Source organism: Shewanella jiangmenensis (genome assembly GCF_018596335.1).
Taxonomy (GTDB): Bacteria; Pseudomonadota; Gammaproteobacteria; order Enterobacterales; family Shewanellaceae; genus Shewanella; species Shewanella jiangmenensis.
On record NZ_JAHEPS010000002.1, the window covers coordinates 413,769 to 439,444 of the forward strand.

Annotated in this window: 15 protein-coding genes and 1 riboswitch; of the genes, 10 read left to right on the forward strand and 5 right to left on the reverse strand. The window is 56.1% G+C overall.

Annotated elements, in window-relative coordinates; genetic code table 11:
- Nucleotides 1-6 precede the first annotated feature (6 nt).
- The 4 genes from KJI95_RS07290 to KJI95_RS07305 all read left to right on the forward strand — a co-directional run bounded on the left by KJI95_RS07290 (nt 7) and on the right by KJI95_RS07305 (nt 6,302).
- Entirely contained in the window at nt 7-3,078 is a 3,072-nt protein-coding gene (locus tag KJI95_RS07290) for an efflux RND transporter permease subunit (protein ID WP_214506520.1), read from the forward strand.
- 167 nt (nt 3,079-3,245) lie between these two features.
- The gene (locus tag KJI95_RS07295) at nt 3,246-3,845 is read left to right on the forward strand and encodes a hypothetical protein (RefSeq protein WP_214506521.1); all 600 of its coding nucleotides are present in this window, start codon (nt 3,246-3,248) and stop codon (nt 3,843-3,845) included.
- Between the two features lie 102 nt (nt 3,846-3,947).
- Nucleotides 3,948-4,262 carry a cupin domain-containing protein gene (locus tag KJI95_RS07300; protein ID WP_214506522.1) on the forward strand — a complete coding sequence of 105 codons (315 nt, stop codon included), beginning with the start codon at nt 3,948-3,950 and terminating at the stop codon, nt 4,260-4,262.
- A 111-nt stretch (nt 4,263-4,373) separates the two neighbouring features.
- On the forward strand, nt 4,374-6,302 hold the full coding sequence (locus KJI95_RS07305; RefSeq protein WP_214506523.1) for a peptidase U32 family protein: 1,929 nt from the start codon (nt 4,374-4,376) through the stop codon (nt 6,300-6,302).
- Nucleotides 6,303-6,385: 83 nt separating this feature from the next.
- On the opposite strand, the gene KJI95_RS07310 is transcribed toward KJI95_RS07305, so the two are convergent.
- Complete coding sequence (locus KJI95_RS07310) at nt 6,386-8,755, reverse strand: M4 family metallopeptidase (protein ID WP_214506524.1); 2,370 nt, start codon at nt 8,753-8,755, stop codon at nt 6,386-6,388.
- A gap of 515 nt (nt 8,756-9,270) precedes the next feature.
- Between KJI95_RS07310 and KJI95_RS07315 the strand changes: the two genes are divergently transcribed.
- Nucleotides 9,271-9,648: a PH domain-containing protein gene (locus KJI95_RS07315; protein WP_214506525.1), complete on the forward strand. Its 378-nt coding sequence runs from the start codon at nt 9,271-9,273 to the stop codon at nt 9,646-9,648.
- A 360-nt stretch (nt 9,649-10,008) separates the two neighbouring features.
- Nucleotides 10,009-13,083 carry a TonB-dependent receptor plug domain-containing protein gene (locus KJI95_RS07320; protein ID WP_214506526.1) on the forward strand — a complete coding sequence of 1,025 codons (3,075 nt, stop codon included), beginning with the start codon at nt 10,009-10,011 and terminating at the stop codon, nt 13,081-13,083.
- A gap of 79 nt (nt 13,084-13,162) precedes the next feature.
- Here KJI95_RS07320 and KJI95_RS07325 read toward each other — a convergent pair whose 3' ends face one another.
- Nucleotides 13,163-14,680, reverse strand: a complete 1,518-nt coding sequence (locus tag KJI95_RS07325; protein WP_214506527.1) for a DUF3612 domain-containing protein — start codon at nt 14,678-14,680, stop codon at nt 13,163-13,165.
- Between the two features lie 157 nt (nt 14,681-14,837).
- Here KJI95_RS07325 and KJI95_RS07330 point away from each other — a divergent pair, with 157 nt between their 5' ends.
- Entirely contained in the window at nt 14,838-15,413 is a 576-nt protein-coding gene (locus KJI95_RS07330) for an aldolase/citrate lyase/malate synthase family protein (protein ID WP_214506528.1), read from the forward strand.
- A 204-nt stretch (nt 15,414-15,617) separates the two neighbouring features.
- Here KJI95_RS07330 and KJI95_RS07335 read toward each other — a convergent pair whose 3' ends face one another.
- Nucleotides 15,618-16,292 carry a glutathione S-transferase family protein gene (locus tag KJI95_RS07335; RefSeq protein WP_214506529.1) on the reverse strand — a complete coding sequence of 225 codons (675 nt, stop codon included), beginning with the start codon at nt 16,290-16,292 and terminating at the stop codon, nt 15,618-15,620.
- A gap of 77 nt (nt 16,293-16,369) precedes the next feature.
- Nucleotides 16,370-18,169, reverse strand: coding sequence for an aminopeptidase P family protein (locus tag KJI95_RS07340; protein WP_214506530.1), 1,800 nt, complete (start codon nt 18,167-18,169; stop codon nt 16,370-16,372).
- A 189-nt stretch (nt 18,170-18,358) separates the two neighbouring features.
- On the opposite strand from KJI95_RS07340, the gene KJI95_RS07345 reads away from it, so the two are divergent.
- Both KJI95_RS07345 and KJI95_RS07350 read left to right on the forward strand, forming a co-directional pair.
- A complete protein-coding gene (locus KJI95_RS07345) occupies nt 18,359-19,552 on the forward strand; it encodes an MFS transporter (protein WP_214506531.1) in 1,194 nt (397 codons plus the stop codon).
- An 87-nt stretch (nt 19,553-19,639) separates the two neighbouring features.
- The gene (locus tag KJI95_RS07350) at nt 19,640-20,419 is read left to right on the forward strand and encodes an ROK family protein (protein WP_214506532.1); all 780 of its coding nucleotides are present in this window, start codon (nt 19,640-19,642) and stop codon (nt 20,417-20,419) included.
- 56 nt (nt 20,420-20,475) lie between these two features.
- Here KJI95_RS07350 and KJI95_RS07355 read toward each other — a convergent pair whose 3' ends face one another.
- A complete protein-coding gene (locus KJI95_RS07355; RefSeq protein ID WP_214506533.1) occupies nt 20,476-23,184 on the reverse strand; it encodes an ankyrin repeat domain-containing protein in 2,709 nt (902 codons plus the stop codon).
- Between the two features lie 919 nt (nt 23,185-24,103).
- Here KJI95_RS07355 and KJI95_RS07360 point away from each other — a divergent pair.
- Nucleotides 24,104-25,321 carry a M24 family metallopeptidase gene (locus KJI95_RS07360; RefSeq protein WP_214506534.1) on the forward strand — a complete coding sequence of 406 codons (1,218 nt, stop codon included), beginning with the start codon at nt 24,104-24,106 and terminating at the stop codon, nt 25,319-25,321.
- A 220-nt stretch (nt 25,322-25,541) separates the two neighbouring features.
- Nucleotides 25,542-25,638, forward strand: a riboswitch (cyclic di-GMP riboswitch).
- Nucleotides 25,639-25,676: the final 38 nt, after the last annotated feature.

The following is a 25,676-nucleotide window of genomic DNA, read 5'->3' on the forward strand; positions in this document are numbered from 1 at the left end:
CAGGCCATGAGTGTTGCAGGTTATTTTGTCAAAAACTCGGTCATCAGCTGGATGTTTACCCTTATCCTGCTGATTGGCGGCAGTGTTGCCTTTTTGGGGCTAGGGCAGCTTGAGGACCCGCCTTTTACCATTAAAGATGCGGTGGTAGTGACCCTGTATCCCGGTGCTACCTCAACCGAAGTTGAGGAAGAGGTGACCTATCCGGTCGAAAAAGCCATTCAGGCCTTGCCCTATGTGGATAAAATCAAGTCCCTGAGTACCTCGGGGCTATCGCAAATCACCGTGACCATGAAAAACAATTATGGTCCGGAAGAATTGCCGCAAATCTGGGATGAGCTCAGGCGCAAGGTCAATGACATGGCCGCCAGTTTGCCGCCGGGCGCCCAGCATCCCATGGTGAACGATGACTTTGGCGATGTGTACGGCATCATGCTGATGATCACCGGCAAAGACTACAGTTTCCGCGACCTTAAAGACTATGTGGACTATGTTAAGCGCGAGCTTGAACTGGTGCCCGGGGTTGGCAAGGTGTCGCTCGCCGGTGAGCAAAAAGAGCAGATTTTTGTCGAAATGTCGCTGAACAAGGCGGCGAGCTCAAACCTCGACCCCAATCTCATCTCCAACCTGCTGAACTCGCAAAACATGGTGTCGGATGCCGGTAATATTCAGGTGGCCGGTGATAACCTGCGTATCCGCACCAGCGGCGGCTCGCGAACGGTGGAGGAGCTGCAGGAGCTGATTATCCCCGGTACTGCCGGCGATAAACTGATTTACCTCAAAGACGTGGCCACGGTGCGCCGCGGCTATCAGGAAATCCCCACCAATGTGCTGTCGTTCAATCAGGCCCAGGCCATCAACCTTGGGATTTCTTTCTCAAGCGGCGTCAACGTGGTGGAAGTGGGTAAGGCGGTGGACGCCAAACTCGCCCAGGTCGATTCGGCCCGCCCCGCCGGGATGAAGATTGAAACCATGTACAACCAGCCGGTGGAGGTGGATAAGTCCGTTGGCAGTTTCGTCTGGAACCTTATCGCCGCAGTGGTGATTGTTATCGGCGTACTGCTGCTGTTTATGGGCGTAAAAAGCGGGGTGCTTATCGGGCTTATCCTGTTTTTAACCTGTCTTGGCACCTTTATGTTAATGCTGCAGGCCGAAATTGAGCTGCAGCGGATTTCCCTCGGTGCCCTGATTATCGCGCTCGGGATGCTGGTGGATAACGCCATTGTGGTGGTCGAGGGCATACTTATCGGTCGTCAGCAGGGCAAGAGTACCCTTGAGGCGTCAGAGGCCATCGTCAAGCAAACCATGTGGCCGCTGCTTGGCGCGACCGTTATCGCCATTACCGCCTTTGCGCCTATCGGCCTGTCGCCTGACTCCACCGGTGAGTTTGCCGGCTCGCTGTTTTGGGTGCTGCTGTTTTCGCTGTTTTTATCCTGGATAACCGCCATCACCATTACGCCGTTTTTTGCCCGGCTGTTTTTTGGTGAAGCCGGTGAAGCGCAGACAGAAGGCGAACAAAAAGACCCCTACGGCGGCGCATTCTTCACCTTTTACAAGGTGATGCTGGATGTGTGCATGCGTTACCGTTACATCAGCGTGATTGCGGTGGTGCTGGCATTTGTGGCCTCGGTTGCCGGCTTTGCCTATGTGAAGCAGTCCTTCTTTCCGCCCTCCACTACGCCCATCTTTTTGGTGGATGTGTGGCTGCCTGAGGGGACAGATATCCGCGAAACCCAGAAGGTGATTGCGGCAATGGAAGAGCGGGCCGCCAAGCTCAGCGATGTGGAGTTTGTGGCATCGTCGGTCGGCAAGGGCTTTCCGCGCTTTATGCTCACCTACGCACCGGAAAAGAACTACGCCGCCTATGGCCAGCTTGCTATCCGTGCCAGCGCCTTTGAGTCGCTGGGCGATGTGATGAGCACCTTTCGCGCTGAAATGGAACAAGGGTTCCCTCAGACTCAGCTTAAGTTCAAGCGCCTCGAAGTGGGGCCATCGACCGATGCCAAGATAGAAGCGCGCATTTCCGGCGCCGATCCGGATGTGCTGCGTGAGCTTGGCGCCAAGGTGCAGGCCGTATTTGCCGCGACGCCCGGCACAGTTAACGTGCGTCACGACTGGCGCGAGCGGGTTAAGTACATTGCGCCTAAATTCAACGAATCCCAGGCCCGTCGCCTCGGCATTGTCAAAAGCCAGGTGGATGAAGCGCTTAAGTTTTCGTTTGCAGGCACCCAAATCGGGGTGTACCGCGAAGGCACCAATCTGCTGCCCATCATAGGTCGACTGCCCGATGATGAGCGGGTTGATATTGAGTCCCTTGAGAGTATTCGTATCTGGAGCCCTGTGTTGCAAACCCTGGTGCCGCTGCAGCAGGTGGTGGATGGTTTTGAGGTCAAATTTGAAGACCCTATCATTCAGCGCCGTGACCGTAAGCGTACCCTGACTGTGTTTGCCGATGCCGACTTCGAATACGACATACTGCCGGCCGAGCTCTTTTCAAAGATGCGCGCTCAGGTGGAGGCCATCGAGATGCCAGCAGGGTACGAGCTGGTCTGGGGCGGCGAGTTTGAATCCTCCCACGATGCGCAGGAGTCACTGTTTGCCACCTTGCCGCTTGGTTTCCTGTTTATGTTCCTTATCACAGTGTTTTTGTTTAACTCGGTGCGAAAGCCGCTGGTGATCTGGGCCTGTGTGCCGCTGGCGATAATCGGTATTACTCTGGGCCTGTTGGTGCTGGATAAGCCATTCAGCTTTATGGCGCTTTTGGGGATGCTCAGTTTGTCGGGCATGCTGCTTAAAAACGGTATCGTGCTGCTCGACCAGATAAACCTTGAGATAAACGAAGGCAAGGAGCCATTCCAGGCGGTGTTTGAGTCAACTGTAAGCCGGGTTCGCCCTGTGTGCATGGCGGCCATTACCACCATACTTGGTATGTTGCCGCTTATCACTGATGCGTTTTTTGAGTCGATGGCGGCGGTGGTAATGTTTGGTCTTGGGGTGGCAACTGTGCTGACCCTGCTGATTGTGCCCGTGTTTTACATCATCTTTTTCCGCATCGGTTATCGCTCCTTCAAAGAGTTTTAAACCGGAACTGACGTAATAAAACGACCGCTGCGGCGGTCGTTTTATTATCAATTATTGCAACCAAATACGTAAATTGCGGCTTAAGTGCTGGTGGAAAATTGAACATGGATTTCAGGCCGTGGTAAATTGACACCAGACTGCAATACCATGGGTGAAGTTTAGCGAAAATGGATAGTCATAAACTCTCGCCGGAAGAACTCGACAGCTTTAAAGAGCTGTTTGCCATAGAGCCGGGTGACGAGCTTCCGGATGCCCACCGGCTGACTGTAACCACCAAGGTGCCTGAATTGGTGGCGAGGCTGCTTGGCAAGTCCAAACTGACCTTGCTGGCCGAGGTGAGCCACTACAAGCTGTTTTTCCCGCTAAATCTGCATATGGACGAATTCGGCCAGTTCAATCCTGAGCTTGGCATTCCTGAAGTGCTCGACACCCGTGGTGGTGAGCGCAGCTGGCGGCTGACTGATTTGGACGGCGTGGTGGTGAAATCCGCCGACGATGGCGAGCCGCTGGAGCTGTTGTCGCTGTCAAGTTCAGGGGTTACCCTGCGCGAGCAGGACATGGGCGACAGCAAAGAGGTGCAGCTTGAGCTGCCGGGCGGTGAAACCGTGCCGCTGGCGGTGGAAGAGGTGCGCAGCGAAAATGGTGTAGTGGCGGCGCGGATTTTGGCCTCCGCGGAGGCCCGCGAAGCATTGCGGCGGTTTTTGTTTGGCCGTCATCGGGATCTGTATGCCGAGCTTTATGCCGATTTGGCGCAGCCAAAGCCCTGAATCGCGTTCGTTTGAAATCACTTGGCCGCAAAACACTTAAGCGCAAAAACACTTAAGCGCTGAAATCATTGAGCAATCAAATGGCGAGCTTTGGAGGCGAGTATGGATAATCTGTTTTCTTCCTTGCCGACACAGAGCGCAGACGAGGTGTTTACTACCCTCGTCAGCTCCTCCCATTGCCGGATTGAGCGAATTGTCTCCTTTGGTCAGACAACGCCTGAGGGGCAATGGTACGATCAGGACGAGCATGAATGGGTGATGTTACTGAGTGGCAGCGCCGAGCTCAGTTTTGCCGATGGTACGCGCATTGCCCTTAAGCCCGGCGATTACGTCACCATTCCCGCCCATGTGCGCCACCGGGTTGAACACACGGCCCTGAATGAAGTCAGCGTGTGGCTGGCGGTATTTTACCGCTGATTATTTTTTGTTCGCCGCCTCATAAGTCTTTTCTGAAACACTGTCTCTGCTATACTCTGCGTCCGATTTTTCCAAGCTTCCATTTCAGGCAAGGCAGACGAGTTTCAGTTCATGAGCACAAACGGCGTTGAAATCTTTACTCCCGGCACCTCCAAGAGTCCAGCTGCCCCGGCGCACCTTGCCCCGGTAGCCCTTGCCGATAACAAGCTTGAGCTGCTCGCCCCGGCTAAAAACGCCGACTATGGTATTGAAGCCATCCGCCACGGTGCCGATGCGGTTTACATTGGCGCGCCCGCCTTCGGTGCCCGCCACACCGCCGGTAACAGCATCGCCGACATTGCCCGCTTGTGTGAATTTGCCCACCGCTACCATGCTCAGGTGTTTGTTACCGTAAACACCATCCTGTTTGACTCTGAGCTTGAGGATGCCCGCAAGCTGATTTGGGAAGTGTACGAGGCCGGTGCCGATGCCATCATTGTGCAGGACCTTGGCTTGCTTGAGCTGGATTTACCCCCCATCGCGCTGCACGCCAGTACTCAGATGGATAACAGGTTGCCGGAAAAAGTCTCGTTTCTTGAGCACGTTGGGTTTTCTCAGGTGGTGCTGGCGCGGGAGCTGAGCTTAAGCCAAATTCGCGCCGTGGCCGCCCAAACCCAGACCCGGCTTGAGTTCTTTATTCACGGCGCCCTGTGCGTGGCGTTCAGCGGCCAGTGCTACATCAGTGAGGCTTACACCGATAACCGCAGCGCCAACCGCGGCGAGTGCTCGCAGCAGTGCCGTATGCCGGGTAACCTCAAGACCCGTCAGGGCGATACCATAGCCACCAACGAGCATATGCTGTCGCTTAAAGACAATAATCAGACTGAAAACCTCGAAGCGCTGATTGACGCCGGTATCCGCTCGTTCAAGATTGAAGGGCGCCTTAAAGACTTGAGTTACGTGAAAAACGTAACCGCCCACTATCGTCAGCAGCTCGATGCCATCATGGCGCGCCGCCCCGAGTTTGAAAGTGCCTCCCATGGCCGCTGCAGCTACAGCTTTGTGCCGGATCCGGACAAAAGCTTCAACCGCGGTAAAACCGATTACTTTGTCCATGACCGCAAGCCGGAAATTGCCGATTTCCGCACCCCCAAGTACCTGGGTATTGAGGTAGGTAAGGTCACCAAAATCGCCAAAGATCATATCGTTGTTGATTCAAGCACCGAGTTCCACAACGGCGACGGCCTGGGCTTCTTTGCCCGCAATTTTGAAAAGGCGCGTCTGTCGGACGATAAGCTCACCGGTTTCCGGATTAACCGCGCCGAAGGCAATGTACTGTATTTAAAAACCATTCCTCAGGATTTACGGGTAGGTGTGACCCTGTATCGTAACCACGATCAGGAATTTGAGACCCTGCTTGCCAAAGAGTCGGCCGAGCGCCTGGTGACTGTGGACTTTTTACTTGCTGAAACCGCTACCGGCCTTAGCCTCACCGCCGCCGACCGCCACGGTCACAGCGTGACTGTGGCAGCGGAATTTGAAAAGCAGCTCGCCAAAGACCTTGAGCGCAACCGCGACGGGCTCAATAAAAACCTTGGCAAGCTTGGTAACACCGACTTTTGCCTCGGTGACATCAACCTTGGCGACGCCGCCGGGGTGTTTGCGCCCGCGTCGGTTATCAATAACCTGCGCCGCGACGCGGTTGAAGCGCTGACAAAGGCGCGGATTGAAGGCTATCAGCGGCCAACGCCGTGGCAGCGCGATGACAGCGTGCGTTATCCCCAAAAAAGCATGACTTACCTTGCCAACGTCGCCAACCAGAAGGCCAAAGACTTCTTTACCCGCCACGGCGTGGTGTCGATTCGCGATGCCTATGAAGTGCGGCCGGTAAAGGGCGACGCACCGCTGATGATCACCAAGCACTGCATCCGTTACAGCTACAACATGTGCCCCAAAGAAGTGCCCGGCATCAAGGCCGAACCGCTTGAAATGGAACTTGGCGGCAAGCAGTTCAAGCTGGTGTTTGACTGCCACAAGTGCGAAATGCTGGTGGTGGGCTAACCCGCGACGGCACAGTTAAGAAATGAGAAAAGGGCGGTGATGTTTCACCGCCCTTTTTGCTGCCAACGCATTGTTTCAGTGGATTACTGGCAGCTTCCCAGCAAGGTCCATGCATCCCACGGACCTGAGAATACCTCTGGGCTCTGGCCCTGGTTCCACCAGTTGGCAAAATACTCTTTGCCGTTTTGCGAGACCATATCGCCTGCCAGATAAATGCTTGCGGCATTCCAGGCCTGGGCACTGCAGCTGCCCGTGCCACCACCGCTGACATTCACGGTTTTGCTCACTGTGTGACTTAAGCCTTCGGCGTCGGTTACGCTGAGCTGCACCTGATAGTTACCTGCCGCCGCGTAGTTGTGGCTTGGGTTAGTGGCGCTGCTGCTGTATCCATCACCAAAGTTCCAGCTGTGGCCGGTAACGGCTTTGTCGTCCCTGGCAAGGCTGGTGAAGTCCACTGACAGGCCGCTGGCGCTGAAGCTGAAATCGGCTACCGGCGCCTGGTTAGTGCCATTGTTGCCGCCACACTTGTCGAGCTTCTGCCATACGTTGGTGTACACATCCGGCGCTGCACCGGTTGACCACCAGATGGCCTCGTAGTTGTAGCCCTTGTAGGACACGCGATCGCCAAGGTTATAGGCGGTGCTGGCGCTCCAGGCTGCAACGGTACACTCGCTTGGAGCGGTGCTGCCAACACTGATGCTCACTTGGTGTTCATCACTTAGGCCTTCGGCGTCGGTCACTTTGAGGGTGACTGTATAGCTGCCGGCGCTGGCGTAGCTGTGGCTTGGGTTGGCGGCCGTGCTGCTGCTGTTGTCACCAAAGTTCCAGCTGCGGCTCGCAATGCCCTTGTCGTCGCTTGAGCTGTCGCTGAAGCTGACAGTGAGGCCGTTGATGCTGTAACTGAAGTTGGCATTGGGGGCCTGATTACTGCCGCCGCCACAGCCTGAGCCATCTTTGGCGCCGCTGCCGCTGATCCCTACGCCCTCAAGGGATGCCACCACATCATTGACGCAATAGCCCAGATCCTTGGCCGCCTTGTAAACCCCCTGACCGGCACTGACGAAGGTGGCATTGGCGCTCCAATACAGCTGGTTGGCGCGCACATAGATATCGAAGGCTTTACGTATGTTCCACCCAGCCGAGGTCGATAACAGATAAAACGCCTTGTTGTAGACGCCGGAGCTGTGGTGAACGTCCATGCCGCTGTAGTACTGGCTGGCGTTGTCGATAGAGCGGCCATCCAGCGTCGGATTATTCATGTAACGCATGGCACCGCTGCCTTTTTTAATCTTGTCGCCAATCTGCCAGTTGAAGCTGCCGGTGAGGTAGTAGCTTGCTGCCGCCGCGGCGATATCCGAAAAGGACTCATTCAAACCGCCGGATTGATACTGGTACTCAAGGTTAGAGTTTTGCTGGGTAAAGCCGTGGCTGACTTCGTGGGCCACTACGCCCAGGTCAACCAGCGGGTGAAATACCGTGTTGCCATCACCGAAGGTCATTTGCTGGCCGTCCCAGAAGGCATTTTCATAGTTACGGTCGTAGTGAACCCGCATTCTGAGCTTCTGACTGATGGGCGCCTTGTTGTACCAGTCGCGGTACATGTTGAAGGTGACCTGACCAAAGGCGTGGGCATCGTTCAGCGCCGAATAGCCGCCATTGACTTCGCGGGCGGTGTTTTCGTAGCAGGGGAAGGTATGCACGCTGCCACCTGAGGTGGCGTTTTTCATGTCCCAGGTTTCGACATTGGTGCTGTCAAGACGACAGCTGCTGCCGCTGCCGGTGACTTCGAAAGCAGGATAAGTGCCATTCGGGCCAAAGGTGTAACGACCGGTACGCAGGTTACCACCGGGGCCGGTACCTGAGGCAAAGGCCATGGCATCCCAGCTGTCGAGCACGTCACCCGAGTGTGCATCGATAAACAGCATAGGACGGATGGGCTCCTGACCGGGCGTGACGTGTACGTAGGAAATCTGCCAGGCAAGGTGTGCCTTATCCTTGTTGTCGAGCCAGATATATAGCTGACTTTGCAGGTTTTCTACCTCATCACGGCTAAGCTGCACACCGCTGTGGCCGAGGGCCTGCTCCACGGCGCTTTCGACATCATATTTGGGCTTAAGCGATGGCAAATCTTTCTCAATGCCGACAATTTGCTCGCCATAGAGACCGTGAAGCTGCTTCATGGCCGAGCGGCTGGCTACGACTGAGGCGGCATACACAGGGATCCCCTGATGGAACTGCTGAAAACGACCTTTGTCATCACCGCCGGGGGTGGCGGCAAAGGTCACTGCCTGATAGTCGCCGCTATCGACCGCGGCGAACATCTTATGGGCCTGAGAGGCTTTGCTGGCAGCGCTTTGCTGGTGAAGCTTAACCCGCTCTGCGGCCATGCCATGGGTGGACATGAGACTTGTTACTGCGAGGGCACAGAGTGCGAGTCTTGAATGGATATGCATGTTTGACTCCGATTTTTGCTGTTGTTATTTGGCGCGCAAACCGAAATAAACCACATGCCATTATCCGTAACGTCAATTGAGATAAGGCAAATTATTACGGCCGAGGCCGATTTATTGTTGCTGACGGGCAAGCCCGGTCGCTTCTGTGTGGAAGCGGTTTTTACCATATGCCTCACATAAAAATTCATCAAATCGTATTTTGTATGCTGGATACTCTTTGTTTGTGAATGCTTGTTTACAAATGCGTAACATTTTCCTGCCAGTCTGAGGGGGATTTAAGCGAAGCGCGGTTATGGACTGCCTTGTCGGCGAAATTGTGGATTGTGCAAAATCTGTACATCAAGGCTTACAGTGAAATATTCTCAAGCTAAATCTGATATATATCGATTTGGTATAATTTATTCATAATGAATTTCAGCCACTTTGAATATTTCCCCTTAACTGCAGTATGCTGTGGCTTTACAGAGCCGATACCGGCAGTGGTTCGGGCCTAAACAAGACAAAGGAGCAATGGCTTGGGATTTTTGAATGCCCTGATGGGCAATGCCAGTGAAGTGGATTTGACCGAGTTGACCGCCGAGTTGTCGCCCATCATGGGTGACAATGAAGCGTTGCAGCTCGCCTACAAAATCGTGCGCGACCTGTTCGTGTTCACCAATAAGCGGCTGATCCTCATTGATAAGCAGGGCATGACCGGTAAGAAGGTGAGCTACCACTCGATCCCCTACAAGGCGATTATTCACTTTGAAGTGGAAACAGCCGGTACCTTCGACATGGATGCCGAGCTTAAATTGTGGATCTCGGGCCAACATGAGCCGCTGGTAAAAGAGCTTAAGCGCGGCACCGATGTGGTCGGGATCCAAAAAACCATCGCCCGTTATGTGCTTGGCTAACGCTGCCATTACCTGCCAAAGCCGCCATCAGGCGGCTTTTTTGTTGCCAGAATTCGCCTCTATTTAATCTCTATCCGGCAGCTACCCCTCATCAAATACATTGATAAGTGTCTGATAAAAGTAAAATAGATGTTTAGTAGAGATAAAATTGGCAAAGAAACGACTGCCAGTGCCATTGCTGCCACCCTGCAGGCACCGTACAACCGAGTCTGCCGTTATTTGAATGTTAATTTGGTTAACCGGATTGTGTGATTTGGTTGGCGATTGATGCGGCATAACGGGACGTCGGTTTATTCACGTTCCAGCACAATGATAAAAAACAGGCAAAAACACTGCAGGCAAGCAGGGAAGGGTGAAAGTATGAAAAAGACAATTCTGACGTTGGCTATCCAGGCCGCGGTGCTGGGAACGGTACCCATGGTTGCTATGGCTGCCGATGAGGTTGAGGTGACCAAGGTTGCATCAGGGAGCAATCAACAGGCCAGCGGCGAGCAGGCTGCCAACGGCGACGATGCTGCCATCGAAAAAATCGCCATCACAGGCTCACGTATCAAGCGCGACAGCTTCTCACTGGCCACCCCTATGATGGGGCTCAGCGCCGAAGAGATTTCCGACTCCGGTTTGGGTTCACTGTCAGAAATTCTGGTTGACCAGATCCCGTCGATTGCCGAAGGCGTCAGTAACACCAACAGTCAATCGAGCGTGCAGAACACGGGTCTGTCGACCATTAACCTGCGTAACCTCGGTACCGACCGCACCCTGACCCTGATTGATGGCCGCCGCGTGGTATCCAACAGCTATTCAGGCAACTACGTCAGTTTGTCGACCATTCCTACCGCCATGGTAGACAAGGTTGAAATCATCACCGGCGGCGCTTCGGCGGTGTACGGCTCTGACGCTATCGCCGGCGTGGTGAACATTCTCACCAAGCAAAAAGGCACAGGCTTTGAAATCAACGCCAAGGGCGGTGAAACCTTTGAAGGCGGTGGCCGCGAGTTCACCGTCGATATGGGCTATGGTGCTGATTTTGCAGATAACCGCGGTTATCTCTACGCCAGTGCTACCTACGACAAGCAATACGGCTTGTTCGCCACCGAGCGTGAGCGCGGTCTGTTTGAGTCGACCTACAAGTACGATGAAGACCAGATGTGCAACACCATGAAGGTCTCCGATCCGAGCGTATCCGGTGGTTATCGTTACCAGTGTATGCGTGAGATTGGTCCGCAGGACTGGCGTGAGCGCAGCAACGACATCACAGGTGGTCTCTTCAGCTATTCCGATTCTGCCAAGAAGAAATATTCTGGCTGGTATAACGAATCCAACCAGTTCAGCAACGACTGGAGCGAAGAGCGCGACGGTTTTAACGCCGCGCCGCTGGATATCCTGAAAGTGCCGGAAGACTCGCTGAACGCGGCATTTAAAGTTGATTACGATTTCTCTGATGAGCTGCAGGCCTATGCACAGGTGCAGTTCAGCAAGAACAACTCCTTCCGAGGCGGTGCTGCCGAAGGTCAGGATTATAACGATGCCGAGCCTTACATCGACCCGGTCACCGGCGAACCCGGCACTGTGGCTGCAGGCTCAATCAAAAAGGGCAACCCCTTTATTCCTGCAGAAATCGCCGCGGTAGCCGCTGGCAGCATCAACTGGGATCGCCGCTTTGACGAAGTGGGTCCGGTTGAAACCGATAACGAGCGCACCACACTGCGCAGCTGGGCCGGCCTTAAGGGCTATGTGTTCGGTGACTGGAGCTGGGATGCTTCTGTTGGTTACGGCAAATTTGAGCAGCGCCAGCAGCGTGTTAACGAAATCAGTATCTTCAAGCTGAAAGACGCGCTCAACGCGGTATACGCCGCCGATGGCAGCACCATTCAGTGCGCCAGTGAAGATGCCCGTGCCGATGGTTGTGTGCCTATCAACATTTTTGGCACCGGCAGCATCAGCGCCGAGGCTGCGGATTACATTCGCGTTAACCCATATATCCACACCGACATCAGCCAGCTTAACCTGATGGCTTACATGAATGGTGAGCTGTTTGAAATGCCTGCCGGTGGCGCTCAGGCCGCCTTTGGTGTGGAATATCGCCGTGATACCCAGTCGGTGAGTACCGATGAAGAGATGCGCTCTCTGGCCGTGACCTTCAACGACGTACCGCCATTCTCCGGTGAAGTGAACGTTTACGAAGCCTTTGGTGAAGTGAACCTGCCGCTGCTGCGCGATGTGGTCGCTGCCAAGAAACTCGATATGGATCTGTCGCTGCGTCTTGCCGACTACAGCCAGAAAAACATCGACCTGATGTCCAGCTATCGTGCCGGTATCTTCTGGGAACCTATCAGCAACTACGCCGTACGTGCCAACTACTCACGTTCACAGCGTGCGCCTAACATCACCGAACTGGTGTCGCCACCACGGGGTGACTACGACTCGGTAATCGATATCTGTTCCGGTATCGATGCCAGCACCACAGGCCAAATCGCAGAAAATTGCCGTAAGGATCCGGGTATTGCCGCCGCCATCGCTGAAAGCGGCAGCTACAAGGATTCAGGCGGCTCCAAGTACTCACCCAACGCAGGTAACGACGAGCTGTTTGAAGAAACCGCCGACACCTACACGTTGGGCTTTACCGTGGCGCCGCAGTTTGTTCCTAACCTGCAGCTCGCGGTCGACTACTACGACATCACAGTATTTGATGCCATCAGCCAGTTCTCCAACGAGGACATCCTGGCCCTGTGTTACGACAGTGCCAACTATGGCGATGCCAACGGTTACTGCGCCGACATTACCCGTGACACTGAAGGTCAGCTGACTGAAATCATTCAGCGCGAGCAAAACCTGGACGAAATCTCCACCCGTGGTTACGACTTCTCGTTCACCTACAAGCTGGAACTGGACGCCATGGGCGAGTTCAAGCTGTCAGGTAACTGGACCCACGTGCTGGACTACAAGGTCTCTTACACCGCCGTCAGCGGCGAATACTTTGAAGATGACTACGTAGGTCAGCTCTCCAGCGGCATCTTCGAGGACAAGGCCGGCCTGTCGCTGACCTGGACCTATGTCGATCTGCGCATCCGCTGGAGCACCAAGTACAAGGGCCCGATGGTGGATGACTATGAGCGCATGGACGACTATCTGGAAGCGCTGGCGGCCAACCAAGCGAAACTCGATGCCGGTACCGGCGGCGTAGAAAACCCTGAAACCCTGTCGTTCTATGACTATGGCTCGTACATCACCCATGACCTCAGTGTGTCATACACCATGGACGTAGCCCGTAACACCGAGCTTCGCGTTTACGGCGGTATCCGTAACCTGTTTGATAACCAGGGCCCATGGGTGCCATCCTCCGGCGTATTCTCAAGCGGTAATGGTAACTACCACTCAGAATACGGCGCGGGCATTGGCCGCTACGGCTTCCTGGGTGCTGAGCTCAAGTTCTGACGATTCCCCTGAACCTTTAAGCCGCGTCTGGCTCTCTTGGCCGCCTCCATCGTGAGGCGGCTTTTTTATTTATGAGTTGTCAGCCCTGACAACCGCCATAGCAGCTTGGTTTACGCGGGCACACGGCGCCCCGTGAGCAGATGAGCCGCGCGCCCTTGTGGATGCCGCGTTCCACCCAGTTGATGTTAAGAATGCGGGCGATGCTGAGCAGCTGCTTGCGGATGGGCGCAGGAATTTGCCCCTGACCGCCGGCCTCGATGCAGTGGGTTTTAAGGGCCTCGGCGAGGGTGAGCGCATCCGTGCCCTGGGCATCAATGGCGGGATTGAGGTCAATGCCTGCGCACAGCACGTGATGATTGCCGGCAAGATCCACCACCTTGGTGGACTCGCAGCAGTAAATCCGCGGGCTGCCATTCACATCGAGAATCGAAATCTGCGCCGAGGTGCCATCGCTTGGCTCGCTTATCATCCGAAACACCGCCCAGTGCTGGCAGGGATCCGGCACCTGGCGCATATTGCCCCAGGGCAGCGGAATACCGTTACCGCGATACACAGCCTTGAGTTTGCCGGGGGCGTAGGCATCGAAATAGTGCCAGTGTGGGTAGGGCGAGACCACAGTCATACGCCGCATGGCCACCGAAGCCGACACGCCGATTTTTTTATGAGTATCAATTTCATAGCCGCCGCGCTCCAGCAGCTGGCGAAACGGTACCTTGGGGCAAAGCAGCGCCCCGGCAAAGAAGCTTGATTCAAAATCGCGCCAGGCGCCGAGTATGTCCTGGGCATTCACAGTCGATGACACTGCTTCAAATTCGCCATCGGCGGAGCCTATGCCGCGCCCGACCGCGAGCACACTCTTAAGGCCGTCTTTACTGTGCAGCACACAATGGCCTATGTGCACCGCCAGATCGTACTTGAGCCGCTCGGGGTTCTTTTTCAGGGATTCGTTGATAAAGATGTGTGATGGCGGCTCAAAGTAAGAGGTCACCAGCTGATGGGTCGGCACGCCGTTATCGTCCAGCTGATCCCGCGGCGCCTCAGTGAAATAACGGATTTTCATGCCCATCCGCTTACAGATGTCCATCAGATCCTGGGGGCTCAGATTTAACTGTTTGGCACCCACCTCATCGGCGGCCCGCTCCAGATCCGGAAAGTGATTCTGATGATGCTCCTGATGGGCACGAATAAGCAGATGGGCAAACTGGCGGCCGCTGATCCCGGTCTGGGACAGCATCTCCGGAATGGCAATCTGCAAAATATCCTTGGAAAACAAAAAGCCTGGCTCAAGCGCCATGCCGCTGATGCCACCGCGCCGACCCTTGTCCGGGGTGATGGCTTCATCGTCGGGGGCATCGTCCAAAAACCAGTCCGGCGACTTCTCAAACACCTTGGCTATCACCGTCAGCATGGCGGCGCTCGGCACCCGTTTGCCACGCTCTATCATCGACAAATACGACACAGAGGGCGCGGATTCGGCATCGATACGCACACAGCGGGACGACAGGTCTTCGATAGTTAAGTGGTTGCGTTTACGCAGGTTTCTGATTTTTGTGCCCATAAAATGCGACTGGCGCATCAGGCTTTTTTCACTGGCCATTTTTGTAAAATTCACACTGTAAAATTTTTATTGTGAAATTGTAGTAAAAAATAACCTAGACTAAAAATCAAGCGAAATTGACCGGCCGCCCGACCTGACCCTGTGCTGCCAACTGAGCCCAAACCGACAATAACATCCTGTGACCGAGGACAAGGCAATGAACATGACCATGATGCATACCCAAAGCAATCAGCAGCAACTGACTCACTTCATCGGGGAAGCCATCGCCGCCGTGGTCAATGGTGCCAAACGTGGAGTGAGCCTCGACAGTGCCACCGGCTTTCTTGACCAGCGCTTTCCGCTTGCCCGTGGCTCGCACAAGGCGGTTAAGAGCTACGTGGTGTACTACCAGCATCTGCTGGCATTTTTTGACGATGGCAGCCACAGTGGACTCGAGCAGCCAGCCCAGTTTGTTGCCCTGTGTGGCCACCGCGAGAGCCCAGCCGCTCTCCTGCTGAAATCCGGCGATATTCATGTGGAGCTGACGCTGGATAAAAACGGCGCTATGGGAGCTGCCAACCCTGCCCATATCGAGGATATTCAGGTCGAGTCCCCCGGCTTTTGCCTGCGTGACAGTGACGAGTGCGCCACCGACGCTGTGAGTCAGTGCCGCAACTGGCTGAGCCTTTTGCATGCCGAAGCCTGTGAAGAAGCCTGCCGCCAGAGCCGCGAGCGCCGCTTTACCGCCAAAGATGGCGGCGAATACCGCCTTGCTGAATTGGGGATTTGGTAAGCGCTGCCGCGGTTACCTGACGTCAAAACCTGCCAAAACATAACAAACAGGCCCGCATCTCAGCGGGCCTGTGGTTTTTTGGCTTGTTATCGGGCGGCGCTTACATCGAGCTTTGGGTAAGCAAACCGACTGTCAGCTACGCAGCCAAGCGACTCAATCGAGCAGCCAAGCGGCTCAATTGAATGTCAGCGGCTCAATAGAGTGTCAGCGGCTTTGGCGAAAATCAGCCAGGATCTCCCCGGCCTCCAGCGCTTCTTTTTCATGTTCATCATCGCGCCATGGCTCAGCAAGCGCCGCCTGATACCAGCTTTGCATGCCCTTGAGGCCAAGCAGAGTGTCGATATAGGCGCGGGATTGATTCGACAGTTCAGGCGCGTAGGTTTGGGCACGAAACGCAATCGGCGCAAAAAACGCATCCGCCGCACTGAATTTGCTGCCCGCGAGAAACGGGCCGCCAAAACGCTCAAGCCCTTCCCGCCACAGGGCATCCATTCTGGCCCATTCAGCGAGGAGGGCGGCTGGCGTCGCGTTGAGCTTTATGCGCAGGCCGCAGTTCATGGAGCACAGTGAGCGAATAGCGCCAAAGCCTGAGTGCATTTCGGCGCTGGCGCTGCGTGCAAAGGCGCGCGCTGCTTTATCGGCAGGCCACACAGACGGATGGCTTTCGGCAAGATATTCAATGATTGAGAGCGAGTCCCACACCCGAATATCGCCATCCACCAGGCAGGGCACCTTGGCGGTGGGCGACACTGCACTGAAATCCTTTTCGCCAAAGGGCAGCAGAATTTCATCAAAGCCGATGCCAAGCTCGGTCAGAAGCAACCAGGGGCGCAGCGACCAGGATGAGTAGTTTTTATTGGCGATGTACAGGGTTGGCATGTGAAGCTCCTTATCAGTTAAGCCGTGGTTGCTGTTTATATGGCACACATAAAAAAAGCGCCCGCAGGCGCTTTTTGTTAAATCGCTTGGGTGGCCCGCTCAAGCCAGGCGAGCTCATTGCCGGACATGCGCGGCGACAGCGCGGCAAACACCCGGGCGTGGTAAGCATTGAGCCAGCTTATTTCATCGGCACTGAGCAGCGCCTTATCAATCAGGCGGGTGTCGATGGGGATAAGCGTCAGCGCATCAAACTCATAGGTTTCACGTTCGGCGCCTTTCAGCGCCTCACAGTGGCGCACCACTATCAGGTTTTCGATACGAATGCCAAAGCCGTCGGCGCGGTAGTAGCCCGGCTCGTTTGATACCACCATGCCCGGCAGCAGTGCGACGCCATTGCTGTTTTTGGCGATGCGCTGCGGCCCTTCGTGCACACTCAGGAAGTGACCCACACCGTGGCCTGTGCCATGGTCATAGTCAAAGCCGTGTTGCCACAGGTACTGGCGGGCAAAGGCATCGAGCTGCTGGCCCGTGGTGCCCTTGGGGAAGCGGGCTTTATCGAGCGCGATATGGCCCTTGAGCACTAAGGTCACCATCTTTTTGTGCTCACCTGTCACTTCGCCGATGGCGAGGGTGCGGGTCACATCTGTGGTGCCATCCAGATACTGGGCGCCCGAATCCACCAAATAGATGCTGTTCTGGGTGAGCCTGGCTGGCGTGCCATTGTTGTGATTGTAATGGCACATGGCGGCGTTGGCACCGGCGGCAGAAATGGTATCGAAACTTGGCTCGCGGTAGAGCGGGTCTTCGAGGCGGAAGCTCTCAAGCTTGTCGGCAAGCTCGGCTTCATCGTACAGGCGACCGGCGGCCACTTCGCCATCAAGCCAGGCAAGGAAGCGGCTTACGGCCACGCCATCGCGAATGTGGCACTCGCGCATGCCCTTGAGTTCAGAATCGTTTTTGGCCGCTTTGGGCAGCGCTGCCACATCGAGCGCCGCAATCAGCTTGGCGCCGGCATCCCTTGCTGCAAGCTGACTGGCGGCGTTGCTGCTGGCAGGATCGGCCAGCAGTTTTTTGCCGCTTAAGGCGCCAAGGGCTTCAGCTAACGCCGATTCGCTCGCCACTGTCACGCCTTCGCCCACATGCTGGTTAAAGCCTTCGGGGATTTTGGCGGTATCGACAAAAAGCTGCATGCGGCCATCCTGCCACAGCAGCGCCGAACCCAGCACCACCGGCAGGCGCGGCACATCAAAGCCGCGAATGTTCAAAAGCCAGGCGATGGAGTCGAGCGCGGTAATAAGCGCCACATCGCCGCCGCTCTTTTTCACCAGTGCGCCGATTTCGCTGCGCTTCTCGCGGCTGGTTTTACCGGCAGACGCATCGCTGAAAAGATGCAATTGTTTAACTGCGGGCACAGGGCGGTCATGCCAGTGGCTGTCGATGGGATTGGCTGTCACGGCAACAAGCTCAATGCCGGCTTTATCGAGCACGGCTTTAGCCTGCTCGTACCAGGCCAGGGTGTGCATGCGGGCATCAAAGCCGACGCGCGCGCCTTCGCTCAAGGTCTCGGCCAGATACTGGGGTTGTGGGGTGTCGGTCAGGCTCTCGTAGGCATACAGGCGCTCATCCACCTGATCGCGCACCTGCACTGTGTAGCGACCATCAACAAAAATCGCCGCGCTGTCTTTCATCACTATCGCCATACCGGCCGAGCCGGTAAAGCCGGTGGCCCAGTAAAGGCGCTCATTATGTTCGGGCACGTATTCACCGAGGTATTCATCGGCGCGGGGGATGATAAACGCATCGAGCTTATCCTTGGCCATGCTGGTTCGGATGGCATCGAGACGTCTGGCGATTTCGGTACTTGGGATGGCTGACATGGAAGACCTTTTTGCTTGTGAGTTGCCCCGGTGCCTTTGCCCTGGGCTTATCTGTGTCGCTGGATTATCGCAACCGCAGCCAAGGGCTGCAACCGGGTTGAAATTGAAAAGCGCTAACGTTGGCGCTTGACCTGAGTGTTACCCGGATGTGTATCCTGTGTAAGTCATTGTTTGAAGGAAAAAGAATAAATGCCACGAAATGTATGGCTGCTGATGCTGGCGCAGGCGGCATCGATGAGCGCAACCCCCATCATGGTGCTGCTTGGCGGATTGGTGGGTGCGGCGCTGGCGCCATCGCCTGAGCTTGCCACCGCGCCGATTGCGATTATGGTGCTGGGGCTTGCAAGCTCGGTTATTCCGGTTGGGCTGCTTGGGCGCCGTTACGGGCGTCGGCGGGTGTTTTTGCTTGGCAGCCTGGTCGGTGCGCTGGCGGGACTATTAGCCGCAGCCGGGGTTTATCTCAATCATTTTGGCTTGTTTTGTCTTGGCGCTTTGCTTCTGGGCGCAGCAGGCGCTGTGGTGCAGCAATACCGTTTCGCCGCCATGGAATCGGTGGCGCCTGCGGATGCGCCGCGCGCTGCATCAAGGGTGCTGCTTGGTGGGCTCGTGGCGGCTGTGCTGGGGCCGGAGCTTGCGCTTTTGGGTTCCTCTGTTATCGAAGGCAGTTACGCCGGCGCCTTTTTGCTGCTGTCGCTGATAGCGCTTTGTGGCGGGGCCATTCTTTGGGGCTATCGCAACGATGCCCAGTGGCAGGCGGCTGCCGACAGTCAGCAGCCGGAGCCTGAGCGCAGCTTTGGAGAGCTTATGTCACAGCCGGCGTTGTGGGCCGCCCTTGGCGCTGCCGCCATAGGCTACGGCATGATGAGCCTGATCATGACCGCCACGCCGCTGCACATGCACCATATGGAGCATCACTCCCTCGCCGATACCAAATGGGTTATCCAGAGCCACATTATCGCCATGTATTTGCCATCGTTTTTCAGCGGTTTGCTGGTGGCACGTTTTGGTCATGGCGCCATGATGCTGCTGGGGCTTGCTGCGTATGGCGCGACCATCATGATGGCGCTGTCCGGCAGCGCGCTTTTGAATTACTGGACGGCGCTGGTGCTGCTTGGCATTGGCTGGAATCTTCTCTTTGTTGCCGGTACCTCGCTGCTGCCGGCTTGTTATAGCGGCGCCGAAAAATTCCGGGTGCAGATGACCAATGACTTTGCTGTGTTTGGTTTCCAGGCACTTGCGTCCCTCGGCGCAGGCTATTTGCTCAGCGGTCTTGGCTGGCGTGTGCTGCTGGTGGCCTGTATCCCGATGATAGGGCTGCAACTGGCGTTGCTGGCAGCATGGAAATACAGCAAAAGCAGAGTGTTACCTATTGCTAACAATTGATTTATTCAAGCCCCCTGCTGGCAACACTGTGTTAAACTTCACTATCCCTGCTCGGGGTCAGAGCGGGAAGTATCAGTGGAGTAGATGATGCAAACATTAACACTCGATGTGGGGGGAACCGTGGGTCTGTTTGAACTCAGGCACAACGGTCACACAGAACAATACAAATTCCCCACCGGTGATGGTTTCGCGCTGCGGGATTTGAACGAACAAATTCAGGCGTTTGAACAGGATTTTGGGCTCGAAAACTACCGGCTGGCGCTGGGGGTTCCCGGGCTTGTGCGTGAAAACCGGCTGGTTACCTGCAAGTCGCTGCCGGGGCTGACGGGGCTTAACCCGGCGCAGCTGCAGTGCAGCGCAGAGGTCGCTTTTATCGTTAACGATATGGACGCCGGCATTCAGGCTATTGCCGATCCCAGGCACGACTGCGAGGTGTTGGTGACCTGCGGCGCCGGTGTGGGAATGGCGATTGCCATGAACGGCAAGCTCTTCAGCGGTGCTAGTGGTTTTGCCGGTGAGCTTGGCCACTGCCGGATCATGACCGAAGGCGGCGAGTTCAGCCTTGAGCAGCTTGCCTCGAACGAGATCCTCCGTGGTCGTAAACAGGCGAGCAGTGACGAGATGCATCAGGCCGGCATGTACCTTGGGATGGGGCTTGCCTGGGTGGTGAATCTGTTTAACCCCAACCGCATCTGGCTTGCCGGCAGCATGATTAACGGCGCCGAGTTTTACCGTGGCTGTATCGGCAGCCTCAAGGACATGGCACTTGGCGCGCCGCTGGCCAATTGTCAGGTGCAGCGGGTGGATGATATGGAAACCCTGGTGTGCCGTGGTTTGGCCGCCATGCTCGAGAAAACCCCGTCATAGTGGCTTCTGAATCGCTGGGTTAACCCGCAAAGAAAACGCCGCATCGCGGCGTTTTTTTATGCCTGAAGCCTGGGGGATGAGAGCGGGACGTCGGCGGCCGGGTCATCCCAGCTGGCCATATAACGGATTTCATCTTCATCGCGGCTGAAATTGCCAAGGGGCGATAGAAGCTGCGGCGGTGCGCTCTGGCTTGCCAGTTGCTGCTTAAGCCCAAGCACCAGAGACACCAGCCACCAACAGCCGATGGCGCCGCCGCCGAACCAGATCCAGTCGGGGGCGAGATACCACACCAAAAGCGCCGCGCACAGGCCCGGCAGCAGGTACCAGAGCGTCACGTGCCCAAGCCCTAAGGTGAGCTTGTGCAGCCGATACCAAAAGCCGGATGGCTTGAGGGCGTTTTCATCAAGCCCTGGGCCCGGGATCCCAAGCGCCTGATAATGATCGTAGGCACTGCGGCTGCGCTTATCGAGCAGCGTGACATCTGCGCCAGCCTGCAGCAGCGTGGCAACGCCCTTGTGATTAAGCATGCGCACCGCATTCATCAGCGGCGTGCGGCCCTGATTATTCTGGGCATTGATATCGGCACCGGCTTCGAGCAGCACCGGCAGCAGTTCATCGTCGTGCATGGCGCCCATGCTGGCGGCAATGTGCAGCGGCGTGTCGCCGTCGGTCTCGTTGGCGGCGTTCAGCGCAAGCTCTGCCTTAAGCAGCGGCGCGATAAGGTGAGCGTGACCACGGTAGCAGGCGGTGTGCAGCAACGACTGCCCGGCGCGCCAGTCGCGGGCATCGGCGCCGCTCGCAAGCAGCAATTCCAGCAACTCGCCATGGCCGTTGGCCACCGCAAAATAAAGGGCGCTGGCACCATCATGGTCGCGGGCGTTAACCCGGGCACCCTTGGCGAGCAGCAGCTCAACCAAAGCGCGCTGACCTAAAAATACCGCCCAGCTCAGCAGCGGCTGACGACCGGCGGGGCGAAGCGGCTCACGCAGCGCTTCGGCTTCGTGCTTGAGGCGGCTTAAGGGACCAAGCAGCACCTCGAGGCTCTTGTGGCTGCCCGAAACATACTGCTTGGGCACCCGCAGGGTATCGTTGGCATCGGCGCCCGCATTGAGCAGGGCTCTGGCAGTGATCAACTGGCCATTGATGATGCTCAGTGCCAGCGCGCTGTTGCCTTCGTGGTTAAGCTGATTGACGTCCTGCTCTTTGGTCAGCAAAAACGCGACTATGTCACTGGCGCCGTGGCGACAGGCATTCAAAAGCAGGGTATCGCCCTGATGATTGACCATCTGTTTGTCGCGTAATTTCAGCCAGCTGCGCTCGAAAGCGATGGTGTCTTTCAGGGCTATCAGCAACCAGATGTGCTCACTTACCGGCAAGTCAAACAGGGCATCGTGGAACACCTGATGCAGCGCCTTATCGCCGGGGCGCAGTCGCAGCATGGCTTCAAATACGGTTTCGCCGTCGAAATTGGTTTCGGCGGGATTTTCACCGGCCGCCAGCAGCATCCGCGCCGCTTCCGGCGTCAGCTCGTCCAGATAATCGTGCAGCAGCGGGGTGCGATAATGGGTCGGCTTGTTGGCCTTAAGTAAAATCGATAAGTTATTCAACGCATTATGATGAATGGCTGTGCCGATGGCGCGGTTATGATCAAACTCGGTGATGCGGCGGGTGATGATGGCGATAAGCCGGCTGGCCCTGTCGTCGGCCACCAGATATTCCACCAGATCGGCGGCGCAATCATCAATATTGAGATTAAGCGCTTCGGCTTTAAGCAGCAGATAGGCCACCAGCCGGAAGGCGCCGCTGGAGGCCGCGCCCTGCAACAGCTCAACCATGTCATCGCCATGGCCATCGAGGGAGAGGCCAAGCGATTCAAGGTGTTTAAAGCCAACCAGATTATCGACCTGAGTACAGAGCCCGGCGAGCACCATCAGCTGATCGTGGTTGAGACTGAGCGGCAACAGCAGGCGCTCGAGCACGGGTTGGTCGTGGTGACTGATGGCACGTTTGATGTGCTGCTCAATCGCGCTGCCCTGATAGGCGCTGCGGCTGCGGATATAGGGAAGCCCCGCGCGGTGCAGCATGCTGGCAAGCTCGTAATCCAGCGCAAAGGCATGCCAGAGCACAGAGCCGCCATCGGCGAGCAGCTTATCCACCGGCCAGCCGTGGCTGAGCAGCAGGCGGATAGCCGGGGTCAGCTTTTTGTCAGCCAGCGCAAACAGATGCTCCATCAGATCGCGGCCCTTGCTGTCAGGGCGCGCCATATCGGCGCCCTGCTCAAGCAGCAGCGTCAGCAGCTTAAGGTCGCCCTGTTGCACCGCGTAGTGCAGCAAAGGCTCATCGCCCACCGGCGTATTGGGGTCGAGCCCCTGTTGCAGCAGCTCGGCGATGGCACGCAGCTCGCCGTTTGCTATCAGGGTTTCGAGTTTGTCCTGGGGCAGGTAGTGGCGAATCAGCGACTCAAGCTCGCTTCGCGTCGGGCGGCGTCCCTGATGGAAATAGCTTTCGTGGTGGGCGTCCAGCGTGGCGCAAATGGCCTGGACCTTGATAAATTCTACTCCGAGCTGCTTGGCAGCGCGCAGCAGACGAAAATTGATGCCGCCGTCGCTGGCGATATCGAGGCGCAGGTGGTTACTGAAAACATGAAGCTCTTCAAGGGTTTCACCCTGAGCCAAGGCGGCCGTCAGCCCCAGCACATCCAGTGCCTGCAGCGGAGGGAGAGATGCAACCCGCTGCCTGACAAGTTCACTGTCAGTTGCAGTCAAACACAGGCTGTACCTGAACCAATTTGCCCTCATGGCTCCCTCTGACACCATACCCCCCGGAACTTTGCGCAGTCAGCATTGGCGTCAAGGTCTAACCACGCAACATTGGCGTCACAATACCCACATGTGCCTCATCTGGCAACCGAAATTGCCCGTAAATGCGCAATCCGGACGCTTCTGCCTGCCAAGCGGAATATTTGCGGTGAACCCTGCTGTGTTTACCGCGTGGCGTAAGGCATCAGCCCTATGCCGGTGCGCCGAAAATTGCAGCTTCCCATGGCCATTTTGCTGCCCTTTGTCCTTTACAGTTAGCAGCTTTTCGGTGGATTGGCGCGCTTTTGCACCATAATTTGGCCGCTTTTCACAAAAAAGCCATCAGAGGGCTGATTATTGGCACTGAAACCACAGCACCACTCGCACACTTTTCTGGTCTGATGCTGATCTGCTTGCGCTGACCAAATGACGCAGACCAAATGGCGCAGTCGGGATGCTGCATAGCTTATGGTGCATAGCTTATGGTGCATAGCTTATGGTGCAGAGCTTATAGTGCCGAATGAATTGGGTCGATTTGGCTAAGATGATTATCGGTTTATTCTTTGTATATTTTATGCTAAAACGTCGCCACAGGTTCGAGCTCGGCATAAGTGCAAAGTCGGCCAGAATCAAAGTCGGCACGGCATCCCCATCTGCAAACGCTCGCCAAGGTGCAAGCTGGTGATGATTTCCCAGACTTGGATTCTTCCGGCAATGAGCCAGACAAGGAAACAGAGCTGGTGAGGAAACGGAACTGGCAACGAAACAAAACTGGTAACGAAACAGACTTGGCAACGAAACAAAACTGGCAAACATACAGACGACGTTAATACGGCTTCGGGCGCGTGGCAAAGACCCGCTCCGGACAGAGAATTCAGAGGACATTATGACAATAGGTGTAGGTGGCTCAAGCCTTGATGCGGCGCTGGCAACCCTGAAATGCATGACGGCTGGCACAGCGCCAATCGGGAAGGATGAATTCAGCGCCCGTATAGCCAAGGCGCAGACGCTGATGAAGTCGCTGGGGCTGGATGCTGTGTATTTGAATGCCGGCACCAACCTGTATTACTTCACCGGTACCCGCTGGTACGCGAGCGAGCGCATGGTCGGGGCCATTTTGCCCGCCGACGGCGCGCTTGAATATATAGCGCCTGCCTTTGAGCTCGATACGCTCAAGGGCTATATGGTCATCAAGGGCGAGGTGAACACCTGGCACGAAGATGAAAGCCCGTATCAGCTGTTTGGTGCTGTGCTTGCGCGCATGGGGTTGGCATCGGCGCGCATCGGCATGGATGAGTCGGCGGCGTTTTTTATCAGCGAAGGCATTCGTGATGCCAATCCTGATCTTAAGGTGGTGAGCGCCAAGGGCGTTACCGCCGGCTGCCGTATGCAAAAATCGGCCGCAGAGCTCGCACTGATGCAGCGCGCCAAAGACATGACCCTGCAAGTGCACAAGGCTGCCGCGTCGATACTGCGCCCCGGGATCACAGTCGCCGAAGTTGAGGCCTTTATCGATGCTGCCCACCGTAAAGTCGGTGCCGCTGCCGGCTCTTATTTCTGCATTGTGCTTTTTGGCGAAGACACGGCTTACCCCCACGGCGTGAAAAATCCCAAGGCGCTGGAAGAGGGCGATACCGTGCTGATTGATACCGGCTGTCAGCTCTATGGCTACAACTCCGATATTACCCGCACTTACGTTTACGGCACCCCAAGTGCGCGCCAGCGTGAACTGTGGAACCTGGAAAAGCTGGCGCAGGCCACCGCTTTTGCAGCTGCAAAGCTCGGCGCGCCCTGTGGCAGCGTAGATAAAGCGGCCCGTGCCGTGCTTGAAGCGGCGGGTTTTGGCCCGGGTTACGCGGTGCCCGGCCTGCCGCACCGCACCGGCCATGGCATAGGGCTCGATATTCACGAATGGCCCTATCTGGTGGCAAACGACACCACGCCACTCGCGCCCGGCATGTGTTTTTCCAACGAACCCATGCTGTGTGTGCCGGGGGAATTTGGGGTGCGGCTTGAAGATCACTTCTATATGACCGAAACAGGGCCAAAGTGGTTTACAGAGCCGTCGCACTCCATCGACGATCCGTTCGGACTTGAGGTCTGACCAGGTAAAGACGGCGCCATGGTCTGGCGCCGTTTCTTTTTAAGGCAATGAATAAATTGCAGTTAATTTAAAGTAATTACACCAGAGCTGCGCCACTTTTTACTGATTCCTCATCAATCAAAACGCCATTCTGTAAATAAGTTGTTGCGACCTTGAAAATAATTAGCCTATGCTGAATTAATGATGACAACGTTGTCATTTGGTTCAGCCAAATAGTCATTTGTGAAAAAGGCAAACCGGTCGAAAGGCCGGGACGCAAAGCCACCGGTCTAAGGGCGCTCTGGGCAGACAGAGGCTACGATAGCGGGGATACCACAGGATGATGTCTTAAGCGGGTGTTTGGTCGCACCCCATG